This is a genomic window from Fibrobacter sp. (genome assembly GCA_017503015.1).
Taxonomy (GTDB): domain Bacteria; phylum Fibrobacterota; class Fibrobacteria; order Fibrobacterales; family Fibrobacteraceae; genus Fibrobacter.
This window is the reverse complement of sequence record JAFVTX010000026.1, coordinates 45,624-65,525: the sequence shown is the minus strand read 5'-3', so window position 1 is coordinate 65,525 and position 19,902 is coordinate 45,624. Positions and strand designations below refer to the sequence as shown.

At 54.1% G+C, this 19,902-nt stretch carries 20 protein-coding genes; 15 read left to right on the top strand and 5 right to left on the bottom strand.

The features are described from left to right. Positions 1-80: 80 nt before the first annotated feature. The 15 genes from IKB43_05075 (at position 81) to IKB43_05005 (ending at position 14,505) form a co-directional block, all read left to right on the top strand. Complete coding sequence (locus IKB43_05075) at positions 81-326, top strand: acyl carrier protein (protein MBR2469512.1); 246 nt, start codon at positions 81-83, stop codon at positions 324-326. A gap of 15 nt (positions 327-341) precedes the next feature. Further along, complete coding sequence (locus IKB43_05070) at positions 342-2,738, top strand: beta-ketoacyl-[acyl-carrier-protein] synthase family protein (GenBank protein MBR2469511.1); 2,397 nt, start codon at positions 342-344, stop codon at positions 2,736-2,738. A 23-nt stretch (positions 2,739-2,761) separates the two neighbouring features. Continuing rightward, positions 2,762-3,493, top strand: coding sequence for a glucose 1-dehydrogenase (locus IKB43_05065; protein MBR2469510.1), 732 nt, complete (start codon positions 2,762-2,764; stop codon positions 3,491-3,493). Next, positions 3,490-3,936, top strand: a complete 447-nt coding sequence (gene fabZ / locus IKB43_05060; GenBank protein MBR2469509.1) for a 3-hydroxyacyl-ACP dehydratase FabZ — start codon at positions 3,490-3,492, stop codon at positions 3,934-3,936. Before IKB43_05065 ends, fabZ begins: the two co-directional genes overlap by 4 nt. Positions 3,937-4,005: 69 nt before the next feature. Next, entirely contained in the window at positions 4,006-4,671 is a 666-nt protein-coding gene (locus IKB43_05055; GenBank protein ID MBR2469508.1) for a 1-acyl-sn-glycerol-3-phosphate acyltransferase, read from the top strand. Beyond that, positions 4,668-5,513, top strand: coding sequence for a patatin family protein (locus IKB43_05050; protein MBR2469507.1), 846 nt, complete (start codon positions 4,668-4,670; stop codon positions 5,511-5,513). The genes IKB43_05055 and IKB43_05050 overlap by 4 nt, the downstream gene beginning before the upstream one ends. Positions 5,514-5,536: 23 nt before the next feature. Beyond that, entirely contained in the window at positions 5,537-6,292 is a 756-nt protein-coding gene (locus IKB43_05045) for a flavodoxin family protein (protein MBR2469506.1), read from the top strand. An 8-nt stretch (positions 6,293-6,300) separates the two neighbouring features. After that, positions 6,301-7,362, top strand: a complete 1,062-nt coding sequence (locus tag IKB43_05040; GenBank protein MBR2469505.1) for an ABC transporter permease — start codon at positions 6,301-6,303, stop codon at positions 7,360-7,362. A gap of 8 nt (positions 7,363-7,370) precedes the next feature. Beyond that, entirely contained in the window at positions 7,371-8,159 is a 789-nt protein-coding gene (locus IKB43_05035) for an ATP-binding cassette domain-containing protein (protein MBR2469504.1), read from the top strand. Positions 8,160-8,171: 12 nt separating this feature from the next. Further along, entirely contained in the window at positions 8,172-9,098 is a 927-nt protein-coding gene (locus IKB43_05030; GenBank protein MBR2469503.1) for an MCE family protein, read from the top strand. Continuing rightward, positions 9,095-9,718 carry a membrane integrity-associated transporter subunit PqiC gene (locus IKB43_05025; GenBank protein ID MBR2469502.1) on the top strand — a complete coding sequence of 208 codons (624 nt, stop codon included), beginning with the start codon at positions 9,095-9,097 and terminating at the stop codon, positions 9,716-9,718. The genes IKB43_05030 and IKB43_05025 overlap by 4 nt, the downstream gene beginning before the upstream one ends. 42 nt (positions 9,719-9,760) lie before the next feature. Further along, complete coding sequence (gene alr, locus IKB43_05020) at positions 9,761-10,996, top strand: alanine racemase (protein MBR2469501.1); 1,236 nt, start codon at positions 9,761-9,763, stop codon at positions 10,994-10,996. 96 nt (positions 10,997-11,092) lie between these two features. After that, a complete protein-coding gene (locus IKB43_05015) occupies positions 11,093-13,528 on the top strand; it encodes a phenylalanine--tRNA ligase subunit beta (GenBank protein ID MBR2469500.1) in 2,436 nt (811 codons plus the stop codon). A gap of 7 nt (positions 13,529-13,535) precedes the next feature. Next, positions 13,536-14,009, top strand: coding sequence for a hypothetical protein (locus IKB43_05010; protein MBR2469499.1), 474 nt, complete (start codon positions 13,536-13,538; stop codon positions 14,007-14,009). Positions 14,010-14,034: 25 nt separating this feature from the next. Then, positions 14,035-14,505, top strand: a complete 471-nt coding sequence (locus tag IKB43_05005) for a hypothetical protein (GenBank protein ID MBR2469498.1) — start codon at positions 14,035-14,037, stop codon at positions 14,503-14,505. A gap of 62 nt (positions 14,506-14,567) precedes the next feature. On the opposite strand, the gene IKB43_05000 is transcribed toward IKB43_05005, so the two are convergent. From IKB43_05000 to IKB43_04980, 5 genes are all read right to left on the bottom strand, one after another. Next, positions 14,568-15,146 (bottom strand): hypothetical protein, encoded by a 579-nt coding sequence (locus tag IKB43_05000; protein MBR2469497.1) that lies wholly within the window; start codon positions 15,144-15,146, stop codon positions 14,568-14,570. A 220-nt stretch (positions 15,147-15,366) separates the two neighbouring features. Next, on the bottom strand, positions 15,367-16,809 hold the full coding sequence (locus IKB43_04995) for an adenylosuccinate lyase (protein ID MBR2469496.1): 1,443 nt from the start codon (positions 16,807-16,809) through the stop codon (positions 15,367-15,369). Positions 16,810-16,842: 33 nt separating this feature from the next. After that, on the bottom strand, positions 16,843-18,120 hold the full coding sequence (locus IKB43_04990) for an RluA family pseudouridine synthase (protein MBR2469495.1): 1,278 nt from the start codon (positions 18,118-18,120) through the stop codon (positions 16,843-16,845). 80 nt (positions 18,121-18,200) lie between these two features. Continuing rightward, entirely contained in the window at positions 18,201-18,761 is a 561-nt protein-coding gene (gene lspA, locus IKB43_04985) for a signal peptidase II (GenBank protein MBR2469494.1), read from the bottom strand. Positions 18,762-18,763: 2 nt separating this feature from the next. Beyond that, on the bottom strand, positions 18,764-19,873 hold the full coding sequence (locus tag IKB43_04980) for a squalene/phytoene synthase family protein (GenBank protein MBR2469493.1): 1,110 nt from the start codon (positions 19,871-19,873) through the stop codon (positions 18,764-18,766). Positions 19,874-19,902: the final 29 nt, after the last annotated feature.

Sequence of the window (19,902 nt, the reverse complement as noted above, 5' to 3'; positions counted from 1 at the left end):
AAAAAACACGCTTTTTAGCGAGAAATTCCGTTATTTTTCTATTTTTACCTTGTTATACTTTAAAATTTTCGAGGTAAAAAATGGATCAAGAAGAAGTCAAAAGCAAATTGAAGGCGTTTTTCATGTCGGATCTGGGCGTAGATGGCGACGTTCTCCAGTACGACACCGAGCTTTTCGGCGAAGAAATCGGCCTGGATTCCGTGGATTCCCTGGAAATCATCTCCTTCGTGGACAGCAACTTCAATGTGTCCATGACCGGCGTCGGCAAGGAACATTTCCAGTCCATCAATACGATTGCCGCCTACATCGAAGCTCACAAAGCATAACCTAATCTACATCTTATGACTCCTGACGAACGCCGCTGTGTAGTTACTGGCCTTGGCGTTATTTGCGCCGTCGGTAACAATGTTGAAGAAACCTGGAAAAGCGCCCTGAATTCTGTTTCGGGAATCCACAAGACCACCTCGGTGGATACCAATAAATGTTATGCGGACTTGGCTGCCGAAGTCAAGTGCAACACCCTAGACGAAATCGACGCACCAAAAGAAAAAGACCGAGTTTCCAAACTTTGTATCAAGGCCACAAAAGAAGCACTGGCCGATGCCAGCCTTGCAAACTTTAACGACGACCAGCGCGTAAGCGTGGTTATCGGCAGTTGCGTAGGCGGCGTTCTCTCTATTGAACAATACCACCAACACGGTCGCGATGTTTCTGAGATTGCCAAGATGCCCATTGCGGCAATCGCCTCCCAGGTAGCCGAAACCTGCGAAGCAGGCGGAATCGTCACCAATGTAGCAAACGCCTGTGCAGCAGGCACAATTTCTATAGCCGTCGCCTGTGACCTGATTCGTGCCGGCAAGGCAGACGTGGTTATCGCAGGCGGAGCCGATTCCTTTGCGGCGGTTCCCTATTCTGGATTCCTTTCGCTCCACGCCCTGGATGAAAACGGTTGTTCCCCCTTCAACCGCTGTAACGGCATTACCCTAGGCGAAGGTGCGGGTATCGTCATCGTGGAATCCTACGAACATGCCCAGAAGCGTTCCGCAAAGCAGTACTGCGAAATACTGGGTTCTGGCGTTACCAGCGACGCGAACCACATTACCGCCCCCAGAGAAGATGGCGTGTGCCTGATGGAAGCCATCAGCCGCGCCGTCAAGAATTCCGGCATCGACAAGTCCGATATCGGCTACGTGAACGCCCACGGCACGGGTACCGGCAAAAACGACAATGCCGAAATTACCGCCTTCAAGAATTTCTTTGGCGAAAACAACTCCAATATCTCCGTAAGTTCCACAAAGGTTCTCACAGGGCACTGCCTGGGAGCGGCCGGCGCCATCGAAGCCGTATTCAGCATCAAGGCACTAACCACGGATACGGTCCTCCCAACCTTCCCCTACACCGAAGAACAGTCCGCCGCCCTCAAGGAAAAGGTGGGAGCACTTGACTTTGTGCAGAACACAGCCCGCCACAAGGAACTCAAGTGCGTGCTGAGCAACAACGTGGCCTTCGGCGGCACGAATGCGGCCATTGTTTTCTCGAAAATCCCCGGCGAAGTTGCCGCCCAGTCTGCGGCAGGCAAGAAGATTGCCGTAACCGGTCTTGGAATCGTGTCCCCGCTAGGGAACAGCAAGGCGGCCTACCTGGAAGCAGTAAAGGCAGACAAGAAGCCCGAATCCCCATCGGTACATTCCACAATCGCCCTCGAAGACTACAAGGAACTCGGGGTCAAGATGGCCTTCTACCGTAAACTGGACAACCTAGGTCAACTCCAGACGGTATCCGGCATGCGGGCCCTCCAAGACGCCAGCTTCACGGTAACCGACGACAACGCCAAGGATATCGGCATCATCGTAGGCACCAGCGAAGGCGGCCTCGGCGCCACCTACGATTTCGAGGAACTGATTGCACGGGAAGGCAACTCCCAGGGTTCGGCCTTCAAGTTCCCCCACACCGTTTACAATGCGGCTGGCGGCTACCTTTCCATTTGTTCCGGCATCAAGGGCTACGGCGTCACCATTACCACAGGCCCACTTTCAGGACTCGACAGTATCGGCTACTCCATGAACGTGATTCACGACGGCCAGGAAAAGGCAATGATGGCCACCGGTACAGACGAAAACCTGCCGATTATTACGGAATTTGCCCAGAAACTTGGCGTGGCGGCAAATAAGGTGGTCGCACCCTATGCCGAAAACGAAGGCTTTGTGGTGGGCGATGGTTCCGTGTCTATCATGCTCGAAGAAGATTCTTATGCCAAGTCCCGGGGCGCGAAGGTCTACTGCTATGCGCTGGGCTTTGGGCACGGCCGCAAGAACGTGAAATTTGGAAAACTCGCCGGTTCCGAAAACGCCCTCGACAAGGCCATTGCAGATGCCCTGGCCGATGCTGGTATCACCGTAAGCGACATCGATGCGGTTTGCGGGTTCGCCAACGGGTGCAAGCGGATTGACGATATCGAAAGGGGTTCCCTCAGGCGCGTGTTCGGCGAAAAACTTTCCACGATGCCGCTTTTTGAAGTCAAGGAACGCACCGGTGAAGGCCGTGCGGGGTCTGCGGCCCTGGCCGCCGCCGAAGCGGCCCTCCTGCTGAGTGGTGAACTTGCAGGCGACAACGCCTACTTTGTGGCGGCAGACGGTTCCGTGGCATCCAAGAAGGTCGATGCGACTGGCCTCAAGAAAATTTTGGTGATTTCGTTTGCGGCAGGCGGGTCTTACAGCGCAGTCATTTTCGGTAAATAGTTTCAGGTAGAAGGAGCGAAAACATGAAAGTTGCTTTGGTAACAGGTGCTTCAAAGGGTATCGGCAAGGCCTGCGCCTTGCGCCTTGCCCGCGACGGCTACACCGTCGTAGTGAACTACTCCAGTTCTGACGAGGCGGCGAACGCCACGCTTGATCAGATCAAGGCCGAAGGTGGCGACGGCATGGTTTACAAGGCGAACGTGGCCGACCTCTCCCAGGTGAAGGTGATGGTCCGCGAGGTGTTCAAGGCCTACGGCCGCATTGACGTACTGGTGAACAACGCAGGCATCGTGCGCGACGAATACCTGATGATGATGAACCCGGAAACCTTGGACAAGTGCTTCGACCTGAACGTGAAGGGCTACTTCTACTGTGCCCAGCAGGTGGCCGTGAAGATGTACAAGCAGAAATCCGGCGTGATTATCAACATGAGTTCCGTGTCGTCGAAATTCGCGTTGGCAGGCCAGGCCGTCTACAGCGCCACGAAGGGAGCCGTGAACTCCCTGACCCAGACCCTCGCGAAGGAGCTGGGCGGTTTCGGTATCCGCGTGAATGCCGTGGCTCCGGGCTTTATCGCGACAGAGATGATAGAGGCCATTCCCGAAGAGACCCGCAAGGGGTACCTCGAAAAGATTCCCTTAAAACGTTTCGGTTCCGCCGACGAAGTGGCCAACATCGTGTCGGCCCTGGCCTCTGACCAGTTCGCCTACGTGACCGGCCAGGTGTTCGTGCTGGACGGAGGACTTTCCCTATGATGAACATTTACGAAATCAGCGAAAAGATTGCACAGCGCCCGCCGTTCCAGATGATCGAGCGTGTCACGGAACTTACGCCGAACGAATCTGCCGTGGGTATCAAGAACGTAAGCGTGAACGAACCGTATTTTACGGGACATTTCCCGGGAACCCCGATTATGCCGGGCGTGCTCATTGTGGAAAGCTGCGCCCAGCTCTGCTCGCTGGTGATTGAAAAACCTGCCGAAGATTTGGAAAAGAATCTCTACGTGCTTTTGAAGATTGACGGATTCAAGTTCGTGAAGCCGGTGATTCCCGGCGACCAGCTCGAAATTTCCGTCAAGAAGACCAAGGAAGGCGGCGTGCTGGTGGGCTTTGACTGCATCGTGAAAGTGAACGGAAACGTCCACGCCAAGGGCGCCCTCACCTTTACGAGCATTCCAAAGGAATCCTTAGGGAAATAGAAATCCGTGGTCAGTGGTTAGTGGTTAGTGGCTAGGAACTCAAGGAAAAACCCGCTGGTAGAATGCTTCATGCATCTCGTTGTCATCGTGGTGATATACACGGTGCGGGTCTTTATGTTCGCCTGGTTCCGCCCGAAGGTCATCTTTGCAGGTGAATCGGTCAAGTCAGTTCATCTCGGAACTCCGTCGGTGATTATCGCCAACCACACCAGCATGCTTGACCCCATCATGATGCTTGCGGTTTTCTTTTCCCACAAGAGTATCGTGGTGGCCAAGGACCAGATTGAAGATCCCCATTTTCGTTGGGCGCTGACCCGCGCAAAATGCGTGATTCCCTGTGACCGGTTCAACATGGACACCGAATGGGCCTTGCTTGCCAAACGCGAACTGGAAAAAGGGAACAATGTCATCATTTTTCCCGAAGGCAAGTGCCGTTACGACGGGCTGCTGAACGAGTTCAAGACGGGCTTTGCCTTCCTTGCGCGCAGTACCGGAGCGCCGGTTCTTTCTGTCGGTCTTGACGGAATCTACAAATTTGGACACCGCACCCATATAGTGGTAGGAGACGCCGAAAAAATTGAACGGGTGAAGGGAATCCCCTCTTCAAGACATCTAACAGAACGGAGCGAACACTTTAGGCAGAAGGTCTGGCAACTCAAGCAGCAGGCCCTTGGCATAGCCGAGCCGAAGGCTTTGCCCGTTGCCGCAGAAACTCCAAAAGAGGTACTGGCATGAAAACGGGGCTGGTTCTAGAAGGAGGTTCCCGCCAGACCATGTTCAGCGCAGGCGTGCTGGACACCTTCATGGACGAAGACATCCCCTTTGACTACATTGCAGGCGTTTCTGCCGGGGCGCACGCGGCCATCAATTACATTACCCGCCAACAGGGGCGTCTCCGCTTTATCGTCTTGCCCACCCGACTCCAAAAGGGCAAGAAATGGGCAAGCAAGTACATCGGCATCCAGAAGGAATTTCATGCCCTAAACTACTTGTCTGCCGACGGTGAAATGCCCCTGGACTTTGAAGCCTACGCAAGTTCCAGGGTCGAATGCGAAATCGGCCTCACCTGCTGTGAGACGGGTCGCGCCGAATTCAGGTCCGAAAAGCAAGACAAGAAGCGGCTCCTGGACCTGATCAGCGCCAGTTGCGCCCTGCCCATGCTGTTCCCTATGGCAAAGCTAGACGACAAGCACTACGCCGACGGCTGCATTACCGAACCCATCCCCTACGAACGGGCCTTCGAGAAAGGGTGCGACAAGGTAGTGGCCATTTCTACCCACTACCCAGGAGAAGCGGTGACGGATTTCCGCAAGTACAGAGCGATACTCAACCCCATGTACAAGCAAAAATACCCCAATCTCTTTAGAGCATTGATGGTACGGCTCAAGCGGTACGAAAAAAAGTTTATCCAGATGGAAGCCCTGGAAAAAGAGGGGAAACTGTTCCTGATTCGCCCAATTATTGACCTTTGCGACCAGTTCGATACCGACATGAACAAGATGAACGAATCCTATGAGCACGGCGTCGATATGGCAAAACAGCGTATGGAAGACCTGAAGACTTTCCTGGAAATCTAACTTAGTGGAATTAGGACCGCTGAATGGCAGAAACAAAAAAAATCCTCGTAATGGTAGCAAGCCCCAAAAACGAACGGAGCGGCACACTGATTCCAACCAAGGCCTTTGTTCAGGGCCTTGAAGAAAACGGTTCTTTCGAAACCGAGTACATCTTCATCGACAAGATGAACATCAAGCCCTGTCGTGGTTGCCTCAGTTGCTGGGGTCGGCCCGACGGAAGCTGTTTCATCAAGGACGACGACGTTCCCGCCATACGTGAAAAACTCATCAATTCAGACATCGTCATCTGGAGTTTCCCGCTGTTCCTATTCGGCGTCCCCGGACAGATGAAGGTGCTGATGGACCGTATCGTGGGAATGGTTCACCCCTACATGGGTCAAAAACTGGGAGAGGGCGTTAACGCGGCCAATTCTAACCTCCACGGGCTTCAGTTCCAAAAAGAAGGCCAGAAAATCATCTTGCTGTCCAGTTGTGCCTGGTGCGACATCGACGTTGTTTACGAGCCCATCGTAAAGCAGTTCGACATTATCCTAGGTCACGAGGGTTACCAACTTGTGGCCTGCCCCCAGATGCGGGCCCTGCACCACCGGGGCGGGGAACGCAGGCTAAACATCTTGCGCAAACGGTACTGGCAAGGCGGCGCAGAACTTGCAAAGACAGGTAAACTCTCAAAAGAGGCGATAGACCTCATGCAAAAGACTATCTTTAGCGACGAAGCCTACGAGAAACTGGTGGTAGAATTCGTTACCCACATGTTTGACCGGGATGACAATTTCTAGGATTTTGCATGCAGAGCAAGACCATCATACTTCCGGAAAGCCTCACCGCTGAAAATAGCAGGGTCCTGCTGCAGAACTGCAGAAAGGCCCTGCAGCGCGGGCCCCTCCTCCTGGATGGGAAGAGCCTGAAGTACATGGACTATAGCGGAGACGCCTTTTTCGCCCTCCTGGCAGACACCAGCGAAAAAAGCGGTTACAAGCTTACCCTCGCCCACTTTAACGACGACATCAAGTTTCATCTGCAACACCTCAAAAAGCCGAAGATTCCCCCAAAGAACAAGGTCAACCAGAACTTTCTCGAAAGGCTCGGCGAAAACACGATTCTTGTCGCAAGGAGTGTCGCCAAGATTTTTGTCCTCCTGAACACCTGCATCTATTGGAGCCTGTACGGACACTTCGACAAGGGAAAAAGCAAGTTCGGCGGGACGGCTAAGCAAATCAACAGGCTCGGTGCCGAAGCCATGGGCATCTGTTTTTTAATGGTGGCCCTGATATGCTTTACCATGGCCCTGCAGAGTTCCTTCATGCTCAAGGCCGTAGGCGGAGGGTCCTACCTGGCCTCGGGCCTGGGTTACCTGATTTTTGCCGAAATCAGTCCGCTCCTGACCACCATCATCCTGGCGGGCCGCTCCGGCTCATCCATTGCCGCCGAAATTGCCAACATGAGCGTCTGCGAAGAGGTCAAGGCCATCAAGGCCATGGCCATTTCTCCTGTCCAGTACCTGGTGGTTCCCCGCTTTATCGCCATGACCATCTGCACGCCCATCCTTTCGTTCTGCGCTGGCATTGCTGGCTGCCTTGCCGGGTTCCTCATCGCCTTCTTCTTCTTTGACATTTCCTTTGCCAATTACTTCCAGGAAATCCGCGACGGAATTCCACCAGTCCTTTTCTTGAAAAGTACCGTAAAGGCCGTGGTGTTTGGCTGGCTCATCACCATGATTTCTTGCCACAAGGGATTGACCGCCGTCGGTGGTGCCGACGCCGTCGGACACGCCACCACCTCCAGCGTGGTCATTTCCATTTCCAGCATCATCGTCGCCGACTGCGCTTTCAGTTTCGCATTCTACTAGGAGTTACCATGGACGACGATATTACACTCAAAGTAGAACACCTGAGAACAGGGTACAAGGGCAAAGAAGTCCTCCACGACATTTCCTTTGACGTGCGGAGAGGCGAAATCCGCATGATTCTTGGAAGTTCGGGCTGCGGGAAGTCAACCCTCCTGAACAACATCCTAAAGCTAATTAAAGCGACCAGCGGAACCATCACCTATTTCGGAAAAACCTACTCGGCAAAAAGCGGGCTGGACTATGTCACCCGAATGCGCATGGGCGTGCTTTTCCAGAACGGGGCGCTCCTTTCGGACCTGACCGTCGCCGAAAACGCCATGATGCCCCTTATCCGGAGTATGCCCTACATGCCCAAGAGCCAGATGGAGGCCATCGTGGCCGACAGGCTCGAAAAGGTGCACCTGCTGCACGCGTTCCACAAGTATCCGGCGGAACTTTCGGGAGGTATGCAGAGGCGCGCCGCCCTTGCACGTGCCATAGCCCTAAAGCCGGAACTGCTGTTCTGCGACGAACCTTCAACAGGCCTAGACCCGGTGACGGCCCGCTCCCTGGACGAACTCCTGCTGGAACTCAGGGATACCCTGGGCGTATCTATGGTCATCGTGAGTCATGAACTGGAAAGTATCAAGATTATCTGCGACCGATTCATTTATTTACAGGACGGATACGTGCTCATGGACGGAACTCTGCAGCAGGGTATGGAAAGCGAGCTTCCCGTTTTAAAATCCTTCTTTAACAGGAAAAGTCCCAAAGAGATTGACAACAAGGACTATTACCATTTTAACTTTGTGGACTGATTTGGAGTTACCATGGAAACCACACGAAAAGAGCGGGTTCGAATTGGCGCATTCATGCTTCTATGCGGAATCCTTATCCTGGTATTTCTGGGATATGTGCTTTCGACATACCTGAACAGGGAATACGACAACTACTACACCATCTTCAACAAGTCCGTCACAGGTCTATACGGCGAGGCCCATGTGAAGCTGAACGGTATCGACGTGGGTAACGTAACCGGAATCCACATCGACTCGGCCAACCTGAACCAGGTCATCGTTTCTTTCCGCGTAGACAAGGGGACACCCATCAAAAAAGGGACGCGGGCAGGCATGACCCACGGCATCTCCCTGACAGGCGAAAAACAGATAATCCTTTCGGGCGGTAACTTTGACGAACCCGACGTGCCCGAAGGCGGTTTTGTGCCAGCAGAGGAATCCGCCTTTGACGAAATAGCCTCCCAGGCAGGAAACATCGTCGGCCGGGTCGACACGCTGTTGCATAACCTGAACAACATTTTCTCTTCTGAGAACGCCGAAAACATCAGCAAGGCTATCAAGAACCTGGAAGTGGCCACCAAGAACCTGAGCAGCCTCTCCCAGAATCTGGACAAGCCCATCAACAACATCTCGGAAGCCGCCGGTTCCATGAAAAATATCATGACCGAAATCGAGGAGGCTAAAATTGCCGCCAAGGCGGGAGAAGACCTGGATGTCCTCAAAGAAAAACTGGAAGCCATTGACACCAAGAATATCAACGACAACCTGAACCAGGCCATGGCATCGGTCAACAAGTTGACCAAACGGCTAGACCAGATGATTTACAAGAACGAAGACCAGGTTGGAAACGCCGTCACGGAACTGAACGCCGTGCTTTCGAACCTGGAGGAATTCTCGCAGAAAATCAAGAACAACCCGTCAATGCTCATCCATTCAGAAAACAAGGAGAGGCGCAAATGATTAATTGCTCGTTATTCCGTACCGCGGCCCGGAATCTTGCAGCCTTGTTGTTGCTAACGTTCACCCTGCAAGGATGTTTCGGCGGAGGAACCACAGAACCCACGCGTTACTACACCCTCGCCGTAGAAAACATTTCCAAGCCCAAGGCAAGCGCAAAGTTTGCACAAAAAACTGTAGCCATAAAAAAATTCACCATCGACCCCGCCTACCAGCGCACGGGAATCGTCTACCGGGAATCCCCCTACGATTTCATGTTCTACGAACTGGACCTGTGGGCAAGCCGGCCAGAGCACATGATTACCCAAGTTGTCGCCGAATATGCCGAAAAGAGCGGGCTGTTCAAGTCGGTCGTCACAGCGGGCGGCACCATGCCGGAATACGAACTCTCCGGAAACATCGGCGCCCTTGAAGAAGTCGATAACGGTGGGGGCCAGTCGGCACATTTGCTCCTCGGCATTTCATTCACGGATGTATCCCAAGGAACCTCCCTCTGGGAAGGCAAGTGCGACAAGAGCAAGTCCACCGACAGTCGCGAACCGAGAGTCACGGCGGAAGCCCTGTCCAAACTACTGGGCGAATGCTTGGAAGAAAGCCTGAAGGGGATTTCTTCTATAGAATAATTTGCTAGATTGTCTTGCACCTTTTTTATGGCGATAGCAAGCATGAGCGAACAACCGAAACTTCTAAAAAATCCGCCGGACCTGAACAAGATTGCAAGGCCCAATTGGATCGAAATCAACCTGGATGCCCTCTGCAACAACATCAAGTTCATCCGCAGCCAGATTCCCGCAAACACCAAGATTCTCTTACCCGTAAAGGCCGACTCCTACGGTCACGGGAGCCTCGCCTGCTCCTTTGCCGCCAAGTTCGGCGGTGCAGACTACCTGGGAGTGGCCCACATCAGCGAAGGTATGCTCCTCCGTCAGTACGGCATGGACCTTCCCATTCTGGTGCTTGGCCCCTGCACGCCCTCTGACTTTGCCTACTTCGTGGAATTCCAGCTGACCGCAGCCATCACGGACATCCGTACCGCCATGGCCTTTGACCAGTTCCTGAAAGAGACGGGCACCACCTGCAAGGCCCACCTGGCCGTTGATACGGGCATGAACCGTTACGGCTTTGACGCCGAGGACTTCAACAACATCCGCGCGGCACTGAGCCTCAAGAACCTGCATTTCGAAGGGATGTTCACCCACCTGGCCACCGCCGACATGCCGGGGAACCCCAAGACCGACATCCAAATCCAGAGATTTACGCGGCTCGTGGACGTGCTGGAAGCGGAAGGACTCCGGCCCGCCATCTGCCACTGCAGCAGTTCCGCAGGCACCCTCACCCGCCCCGAAAGCCACTTTGACATGGTGCGTCCGGGTCTTGCCCTTTACGGCTACAACTGCATGGGGGCCGCCCCTTCGCCGTGGCCGATTAAGCCCGTAATGCGTATCAAGTCCACCATCCGCCACATTCACGACGTGAAGCCCGGCGAGACGGTCAGTTACGGCGGCTACTGGATGGCACAGCAGCCCACTCGAATCGCCACCGTGGCCATCGGTTACGGCGACGGTTACCTCCGCGGTGGCTACAACAAGGGATTCCTGTTTATCCGTGGGCAGCTCTGCCCCATTCTCGGCCGCGTGTGCATGGACGCCACCATGGTGGACGTGAGCCACATTCCCGACGTGCAGGTTGGCGAAACGGTGGATGTGGTGAACGGCGAACTGGACCACCGCATTTCTATGGAAAGCGTGGCCGACGACCACCACACCATTCCCTACGAATTCACCAGCCGCGTGGCCCGTCGCCTGTACCGCAAGTACTACTGGAAAAACCGTCTGGTGCGCTGGGATTACCTGCGTCAGGAATTCGGCGTCAAGGAATACAAGGAATACCCGCTGCGGTAAAAAAGAGTGTAATTTCTATATTTACCCGGGAAAATTTAAGCAGGCACGGATTTTGCGGCTATCTGACGGCGCGAAAACCGTGCCAAAGAGGAAAAGATGAAAGTTTCTTTGAATTGGCTCAGACGTCACGTTGATCTTCCGGAATCCGCGGAAGAAGTTGCAAAGGCCCTCACCTCTATTGGCCTCGAAGTCGAAGGCATGGAAGAACCGGGCAAGGTCTATGAAAAGCTCGTTGTAGCGAAGGTCCTCACCTGTGAAGCTCACCCGGACAGCGACCACCTGCACATCACCACCGTGAACGACGGCAAGGAAACGCTCCAGGTCGTGTGCGGCGCCCCGAACGTAGCCGCAGGCCAGACCGTGGTTCTCGCCCCCATTGGCGCGGAACTTCCGCTCCCCGACGGCGGCACCCTCAAGATGAAGAAGTCCAAGATCCGCGGTGTGGAAAGCTTCGGCATGATTTGCGCCGAAGACGAAATCGGCCTTAGCGACGACCACGCGGGCATCATGGTGCTGGATGACAGCATTCCGGCCGGCACTCCGTTCGTGAGCCTCGGCATGTACGACGTGTGCTATGAACTGAACGTGACCCCGAACCGCCCGGATGCACTCAGCCACCGCGGTGTGGCCCGCGAACTGGCCGCGAAGTTCAACCGCCCGCTGAAGCCCCTCGCCTACGAACTCAAGGAAGATGCCGAACCGGCAAGTTCCGCTATCAGCCTCGAAGTGGTTCCCGGCTGCGGTTGCTCCCGCTACGTGGGCCGCGTCATCAAGGACGTGAAGGTCGAAAAGTCCCCGTCCTGGCTCGCAAAGCTTTTGCACGCCGTGGGCATGAACAGCATCAACAACGTGGTGGACATCACGAACTTCATCTTGATGGACGTGGGCCAGCCGCTCCACAGCTTTGACATGGACCAGCTGCACGGCAACAAGATCAAGGTGCGCCGCGCAGTGAAGGGCGAAAAAATCGAAACGATTGACCACACCGCTCACGAACTCGTCGAAAACGACCTCGTGATTTGCGACGGCGACCGTCCGGCTTGCGTTGCCGGCGTGATGGGCGGCGTCGAATCCGAAATCGTCGATGCCACCAAGAACGTGTTTCTCGAGAGCGCCTGGTTCAACCCGACGGTGGTCCGCAAGCAGGCGAAGCGCCTCTGCATTTCCACGGACTCCAGCTACCGTTTTGAACGTGAAATCGACTTCGCCACCCAGGACGAATACAGCAAGTACGCCTGCGCCCTCATCCAGGAAGTCGCGGGTGGCCGCATCCTCAAGGGCAGCGTCGAATACACCGGCGACGACCACAAGAAAGAAAACAACGTGGTCACGCTCCGCATCGCCCAGGCCGAACGCGTTATCGGCATGAAGCTTGAGATGGCCCAGGTGGAAAAGTTCCTCACGGGCATCGCCCTCGAAGTCGTCTCCAAGACGGCGGACTCCATCACGTTCAAGATTCCGAGCTTCCGTCCCGACCTCGAACGCGAAGTGGACCTCATCGAAGAAGTCGCCCGCCTCGTCGGGTTCGACAACATCCCGTACACGCTGCCTTCCTTCAAGATGCAGCCCAACGAACTTCCGCCGATTGAAGTTCTGAACCGTAAGATCCGCAAGACGCTTTCTGCCATGGGTCTGCATGAATGTCTGAGCCTGCGCTTCACGAGCAAGGCCCGCACCGAGGCCCTCTTTGGCCCCGAAAGCGACGACCGCCGCAGCAAGCCCGCACTACTCCTGAACCCGCTCTCCGAAGAGCTGGGCGCCGTGCCCACGAGCCTTCTCCCCAACCTCCTCAAGAGCGTTGCCGAGAACGAGAAGAACCGCCCCGGTTCCGTGCGCCTGTTCGAAGTGGCCAAGGGCCAGTTCAAGCGCGACCGCAAGGACGTGCGCGATCCGGGCTTTGACGAATCGAACCTCGTCGCCCTCGCCGTTGCAGGCGCCTTCGACGTGAACCCGCTCAACGACAAGCCCGCCCAGATTGACTTTTCCGCCTTCAAGGGATTCGTGCAGAGCTTCCTCAAGCGCGTGGGCCTCGTGGTGGAATTCCGCGTGAGCGCCAAGCCTGAAATCTTCCTGCACCCGGGTAAGCAGACCGAAATCCTCGCCGACGGCGTGGTGCTCGGCACCATGGGTGAACTCCACCCCTCCGTGATGGCCGCTAATGACATCAGCTACACCACCTACGTGATGGAGCTGGACATGGACAAGATGGAACACGCGACCCACAAGAAGATCGTGTTCGAAGCCTTCAGCCGCCAGGTGCCGTCTAGCCGCGACATCTCGCTGGAAGTGGCGAAGTCCATGACTCACGAAGACATTGTCGCCCGCATCAAGGGATTGAACCCCAAGAACCTCGCGAAGATTACTCTCAAGAGCATCTACGAAGGCGACAAAATCGAAGCCGGCAAGAAGAACATGGTCTACAGCCTCACCTACCAGGCCATGGACCGCACGCTTACCGACGACGAAGTCAACAAGGCCCACAACAAGCTGCGTGACAAGCTCGTCGCGAACGGGGATATTGTGCTGCGCTAACCTGCGAATGAAGTTTTCCGTTTTGATATTTCTGCCGCTTGTACTGGTCCTCTACGCTTTACAAGCGTGCAGTGAACCGGAAGATTTCACAGCCGAAGAACTGCGGGACCTAACCCCCATCATGCAATTCAAGGGGAATCCCATTCCTGAGAAATGCTATTCTGAAAGCCATGTAACTTACAGAAACGGCGACGCTCCCTATTGGCGAATGTATTGCCACTTTTACTTCAAGCATTACGAAGATTTCTACGATGCCGTTGAAGCCATGGGTTGGGAATACGAAAAAAATGAAGGTGATGACGGAGACTGCGGGCCAAAACACGAATACAAGCAAACTGTCGGCGACCGCCAATTACACCTGTACGTAAAAACCTGCAGTTCTTCTATATTCGTATCAGACGATCGTTTTTTGTTCCACGTTGAATATTACGAAGATAAACTTACTGAATGGCTCAATGCAATTCGTTCAGATGACGAATGACAACAGGACAAGGTCTGGCTTCATAATGAAAAAACACTTCATAACGATTCTTTTATCTATTTCTACTGCCCTCTGTGGACTTGCTGCCTGTTCTACCGACCCCGAGCCAGAAGACTTTTCTGCCGAGGAACTCCGGGACATGACCCCTATCATGCAATTCAAAGGAAACCCCATTCCCGAGGATTGCTACTCCGAAGAACATGTCACCACTGACGTCACCGAACGCATGAAGCCCGGTGAATACTCATACTCGGGTCCCTTTTGGCGGTTGGAATGCTATTTCTACTATGAAAAATATGCTGAATTTTACCAGGCCATTGAAGACATGGGCTGGAAATACGATTCAGACGAGGGCAACCAAGGCGATTGTGGGCCTAAACACGAATACACGAAGACCGTCAACCACCGCAAATTGCACCTATACGTGAAAACCTGCGATGGCAGCGATTGGTTTGTATCTAAAGACCGCTTCCTATTCCACGTGGAATACAAATAGCTTATTGAGGTCGGCAAACAAAGTTTGCCTCCCGCATACGCTTTGCGTATGCGAAAACAGCATCAATAATTTTTGAGACAGCGCACGGAATACATATTCCCGCTGTAATCAAATTCCATGGAGAAATCGCCAGGAGGGGCCAAATGCCAGCCGTAAGCGTCTCCTTCTTCGCTGGTGGCGCTCCAGAAATGGGCGGACACTCCTAGTTCCACAAATTCGTCGGTAGCCTTGCCCGCTGGCACTACATCAAAACCGTAACGGTCAGAGCCATCCCACTTGTCCCGCGACTTGAGGCTCACCCAGGCGGCCTCCTTACCGTCGCTGTCTTCGATGACCGTGCGGAAACGTTTCCATTCGTCGTTTTCTGGCAGGTGCCAGCCCGTAGGACATGCCTTCTTTGCCATCTCAAAATTATAGAGGCGGCCGTACTTTGTGCAATTCTCTGGATTGTTGTCGTAGCAGGCACTCCCTTTCACATTGAACGCAAGGTTTTCGGCCATCCAGACGCGGGTCCCGACAACGACCGTCCTGTAGGTGTGTCCGTCGCGAGCATCGCGGAATGTTCCCGTCTGCGGCAAAGCGAAACAGGCGCAAGCGAGCGCAAGGGACAAGAAAGCAAAAATTTTCTTCGAAAAAAACATAAGGCGAAAATAGAAAAATTGCGAAACTAATGAATTTATGCTAACGAGTAATTTGACTTAGTGCCTAGCCAAACAAAATCGCTTTAGAACAAAATTCGCCCAGAAACGAGCAAAAAAATCGCTTTAGAACCGAGCAAGACAAGGAACGCGAGCCGAAGCTGTATAAAACATACAGCGAGAGCTCGCGTGACAAAGTATTGCGATGTGTTATAAAGCGATTTTACACTTTTAATTCGCCGGCGTCGATAGTAGCCCAATCCGGGATGGCTTCAATCGCCGGGCGGACTTCTTCGGTCACAAATTTCACAACCTGACCCGGAGCGCGACCCACGAACTTGCGCAGGTCGAGGATTTCCTTGAGTTTCGCTTCGGTGATGCCGAGCTTCTGGAACTTTTCGTTCTTCAGCACGCGTTCGAGCAAGTCGTTGTCCTTGCCCTGTTCCTTAACGACCTTGCCCGCTTCCATGGACATCACGCGGATTTCTTCGTGGAGTTCCTGGCGGTCGCCGCCGTTCTTGACGCCTTCCATAATGATGTTTTCGGTAGCCATGAACGGGAGTTCGGCCATGATGCGCTTTTCGATAACCTTCGGATAAACAACAAGGCCGTTGGTGACGTTTTCAGCGATGATGAGCATGGCATCCATGGCGAGGAACGCTTCCGGAATGGCGAGGCGCTTGTTGGCGCTATCGTCGAGAGTGCGTTCGAACCACTGGGTTGCCTGCGTGAAGGCGGTGCTGTTGACCAGGGCCATCACAAAACGGGCCAGGGAGCAGATGCGTTCGCTCCTCATCGGGTTACGCTTGTAAGCCATGGCGCTAGAGCCGATCTGCGTCTTTTCGAAGGGTTCTTCCACTTCCTTGACGCCCTGCATGAGGCGCATGTCGGTGGCGAACTTGTGCAAGCTCTGAGCGATGGAGCTGAGCACCTGGTTCACGCGGTTGTCCCACTTGCGGGTGTAGGTCTGGCCGGTGATGGTGAGCACGCGCTTGAAGCCCGCCTTGGCGGTCACGCGGCGGTCCAGTTCCATAATCTTTTCTTCGTCGCCGTTGAACAGGTCCATGAAGCTGGCCTGCGTGCCGGTGGTGCCCTTCACGCCGCGGAACGGGAGAACTTCGATGAGGAAGTTCAATTCTTCGAGGTCGATGAGCATGTCCTGGAGCCAGAGGCAAGCGCGCTTACCCACGGTGGTGAGCTGGGCAGCCTGGAAATGCGTGGCGCCGAGCTGGGCCATGTCCTTGTACTTCATCGCAAACTTGGAAAGCTTGTCCATCACGCGGCAAAGACGCTTGCGCACGAGAATCAAGGCCTGCTGCATCTGGATAAGGTCGGTGTTGTCGCCCACGAAGGCAGACGTTGCACCCAGGTGGATGATGCCCTTGGCCTTGGGGCACTGGACGCCGTAAGCGTAAACGTGGCTCATCACGTCGTGACGGCGGCGCTTTTCTTCTTCTTCGGCGACTTCAAAGTTGATGTCCTTTTCGTGGGCCTTCAGTTCGTCCACCTGCTCCTGCGTAATCGGGAGGCCGAGTTCCATTTCAGATTCGGCGAGGTAAATCCAGAGCCTCCGCCAAGTCTGGAACTTGTACTGCGGGCTGAAGATGAAACTCATTTCCTTGCTGGCATAACGCTTGTTAAGCGGGCTTTCGAATTGATCACGCATGTTTTATCCTTTGTTTGACTTTAAAATTAGCAATTACAGTAAATCCGGGTCGATGGTGGGCTCGTATCCTGGTTCTACAAAATCCTCGGGAGCGATTCCACGCCTACGGGCGGCCTTCTCCTGCTTGATACGCTTGCGTTCGGCGGCCTTGGCCCTGCGGTGAGCAGCCGTCGCCGCCTTTTCGGCATGACGCTGGGCACGGGTCTTTCTTTCCTTCAGTTCCGGAAATACGCATTCGTCGAACTTGTCCAGCGATTCTTCATCGAATTCTTCTTCGTATCCTTCGTCAAAGCGGATGTCCGCATCAAAATCGTGGAACCCTTCGTCTTCGTCGAAGGTCGGAGCGCCTGCAGGACATTCCTTCTTCAAGAGTTTCAGCACCTGCTCGAAAGGCTTTTCCAGGGGTACCTTGAACTTCATCTTCTTGCCCGTGGTCGGGTGGATCAGTTCAATCTTTACCGCCTGCAATAGCTGGGCCGGAGCAATTTCCAGAACCTTGGCCGCAATGTCCTTCATCAGGGGGGACACGCGGTTCAGGCATCCGTCGCGGCCGTCATACAGCGGGTCCCCTACTACCGGATGGCCCATGTAACGGCTGTGTACGCGAATCTGGTGGGTGCGTCCCGATTCCAGTTGCAGTTCCAGCAGGGTCGCGAAGGCAAAAAACTTCTTTGCCACATAGTGGGTACGGCTGGGCTTGCCATCTTTGACTACCGCCATCTTCAAGCGGTTCTTGGGGTTCCTGCCGATGGGCGCATCGATGGTCCCTTCCAGGTCACGGACATGTCCCCACACCAGGGCGTTATAAGTACGGTGGAGCGTACGGGTTTCCAGCTGGTGAGCCAAGTGCCTGTGGGCGGCATCGTTTTTGGCCACCACCATAAGGCCCGGCGTATCTTTGTCCAAACGGTGGACAATACCCGGGCGGAGCGGCCCGTTTATCGCCGAAAGATTTTCCTTGAAATGGTACAACAGGCCTGCCGCCAAGGTCCCGTTCTGCACGCCGTTTCCCGGATGCACCACCAGGTTGCGGGGCTTGTTCAGCACAACGATGTCATCGTCTTCGTAAACGATATCCAGCGGGATATTTTCGGGCTCCAGGGTGCTGGCTTCTTTTTCTGGAATCTTATCCACCACCACCACCATGCCCGTCTCTACACGGAAATTCTTGGAAGCCTTCGCACCGCCCACCTTGACTTCGCCTGCGGCAATCAGCTTTTGCACGTCGGTACGGGACACGTTTTCCATGACACCCACAAGGAACTTGTCGATGCGCTCACCGGAATGCTGTTCGTTTACGAGATAATTCATAGTTAGTTATGAGTTGTCAGTTATGAGTTGTCAGTTATGGTGGAAACAAGATATTTCACCGCTCATAACTCATTACTAGTTTAATGTTCAGTGCCTTGTTTTTCTTCCTTAATCTGTTTGTGCAGTTTTCGTAAAATCACAGGCGAAAGAATCACTACCGCCACGCCCACGGTCACGAAGGAATCCGCCACGTTAAATGTGGGGAACCGGGTCATGATAAAGTCGGGCAAATCGCAATCGATAAAATCCACCACCATGGAAAGCCGCATGCGGTCGATAAAGTTCCCCACGGCACCGCCCAGAATCATCACCACGCCCAGACGACTCATCCAGTCCCGCTTGTCGATGGAACGATAAAACCACAAAAGCACGACGCTTGCCACAATGGAAATCAGCAAAAAGAAAAGCCAAGGCGGCAAGAAAGGCATCAGGTCCTGAGGGCGGCTACTGAAGGCTGCGCCCTTGTTGAACACCAGCTGGAACCGAATCCATTCACCAATCACGTTGATCACGTCGTGGTTCGGGGCGCCCGTATCGTTGGTAAAGCGCACCAGCGCCCACAGCTTTGTGAGTTGGTCAGACACGATGCTAAATACGATAACACCCAAATGGAACGGCCACTTGTTTATGACATCAATTATTTTCAAATTCCAGCTTCCTTCTTCAATTTCGCATAACTCTTGTCTATCCACTTATCCGAATAGAAATGCATCATGGTCTGCTTGATAATCCGCTTCACCGTTTCACGGGTGATTTTCACCTTCTGGTCCGAGGCAAAAATACTGGAGCCGTCGCCGATAATCTTCATGTTCTCGGCAGCCATGAACAAGGGCCACAGGCAAAATAGGCGGGTCCGCATTTTCACATTGGGCAACAGCTTGGTATAGGCGATGGCGTCGTCCAAATGACTCCAGGCCTTTTTCACCAGTTCTTCCATCACGGCGGCACGGCGCTTGTTGTAATCTTCCATGTCTCCCATAGGCGGCCCGAACATCTCGTAAGAATGCTTGAATCCGTGACGGCGGCAAATTTCTTCGGGCACAAAGCACACCCGTCGGGAAGAATCTTCCACGCAGTCCTTCACGATGTTTGCCACCTGGAGCGCAAGGCCAAAACTCACATCCAGCTTTTGCAGTTCCGCCTTGCGGGCAGGGCCTATCAGTTTTGTATCGGCAGCAAAAAGGTTGGTGAGCAGTTTTCCAACGATTCCCGCCACGTAGTAGCAGTATTCGTCAAGATCTTCCACACGCTCCAGCGTAAACCAACCGGAGCTGAGGGCAGCCTCTTGCCTAAGGGCAAACTTCGCCATGCCCTGGCACATTTCCACCGTCACCGCCCGCACCGGAGCAGCGTAGCGTTCGGGCATTTTTTTCAGCAGGGGCACTACCACATGAGTATGGAGGCACAGGTCCATGTAGGGGTGATCCGATTTATGCCAGCTGTCGGGCAAAGCCTTCTCAAAGGCGGACACAGCATCGTCAGAAAGGGCTGGTGTCTTGAAGATGGCGGAAAAAAGCCCAAGCACAATGTTCTTGCGGGACGCCGTCATCTCCGGGTCGTCTTCTACGGTATCGGCGATGCGCAGGTAAAGGTAGGCAAGCAAAATGCTCTTGTGCAGGCGTCCCTTGAGCACATTGATATTCAAGGCAAACGTCCTAGAAACCTTCAGCAAAATATCTTCGGCGTATTTCCAAGCCGCCCGTCCGTCCAGGACGTTCTCCCCTACACCAATGGAATCCAATATGTTAGACATTCTACCTAGATCCTAACCTCTAAATCCTA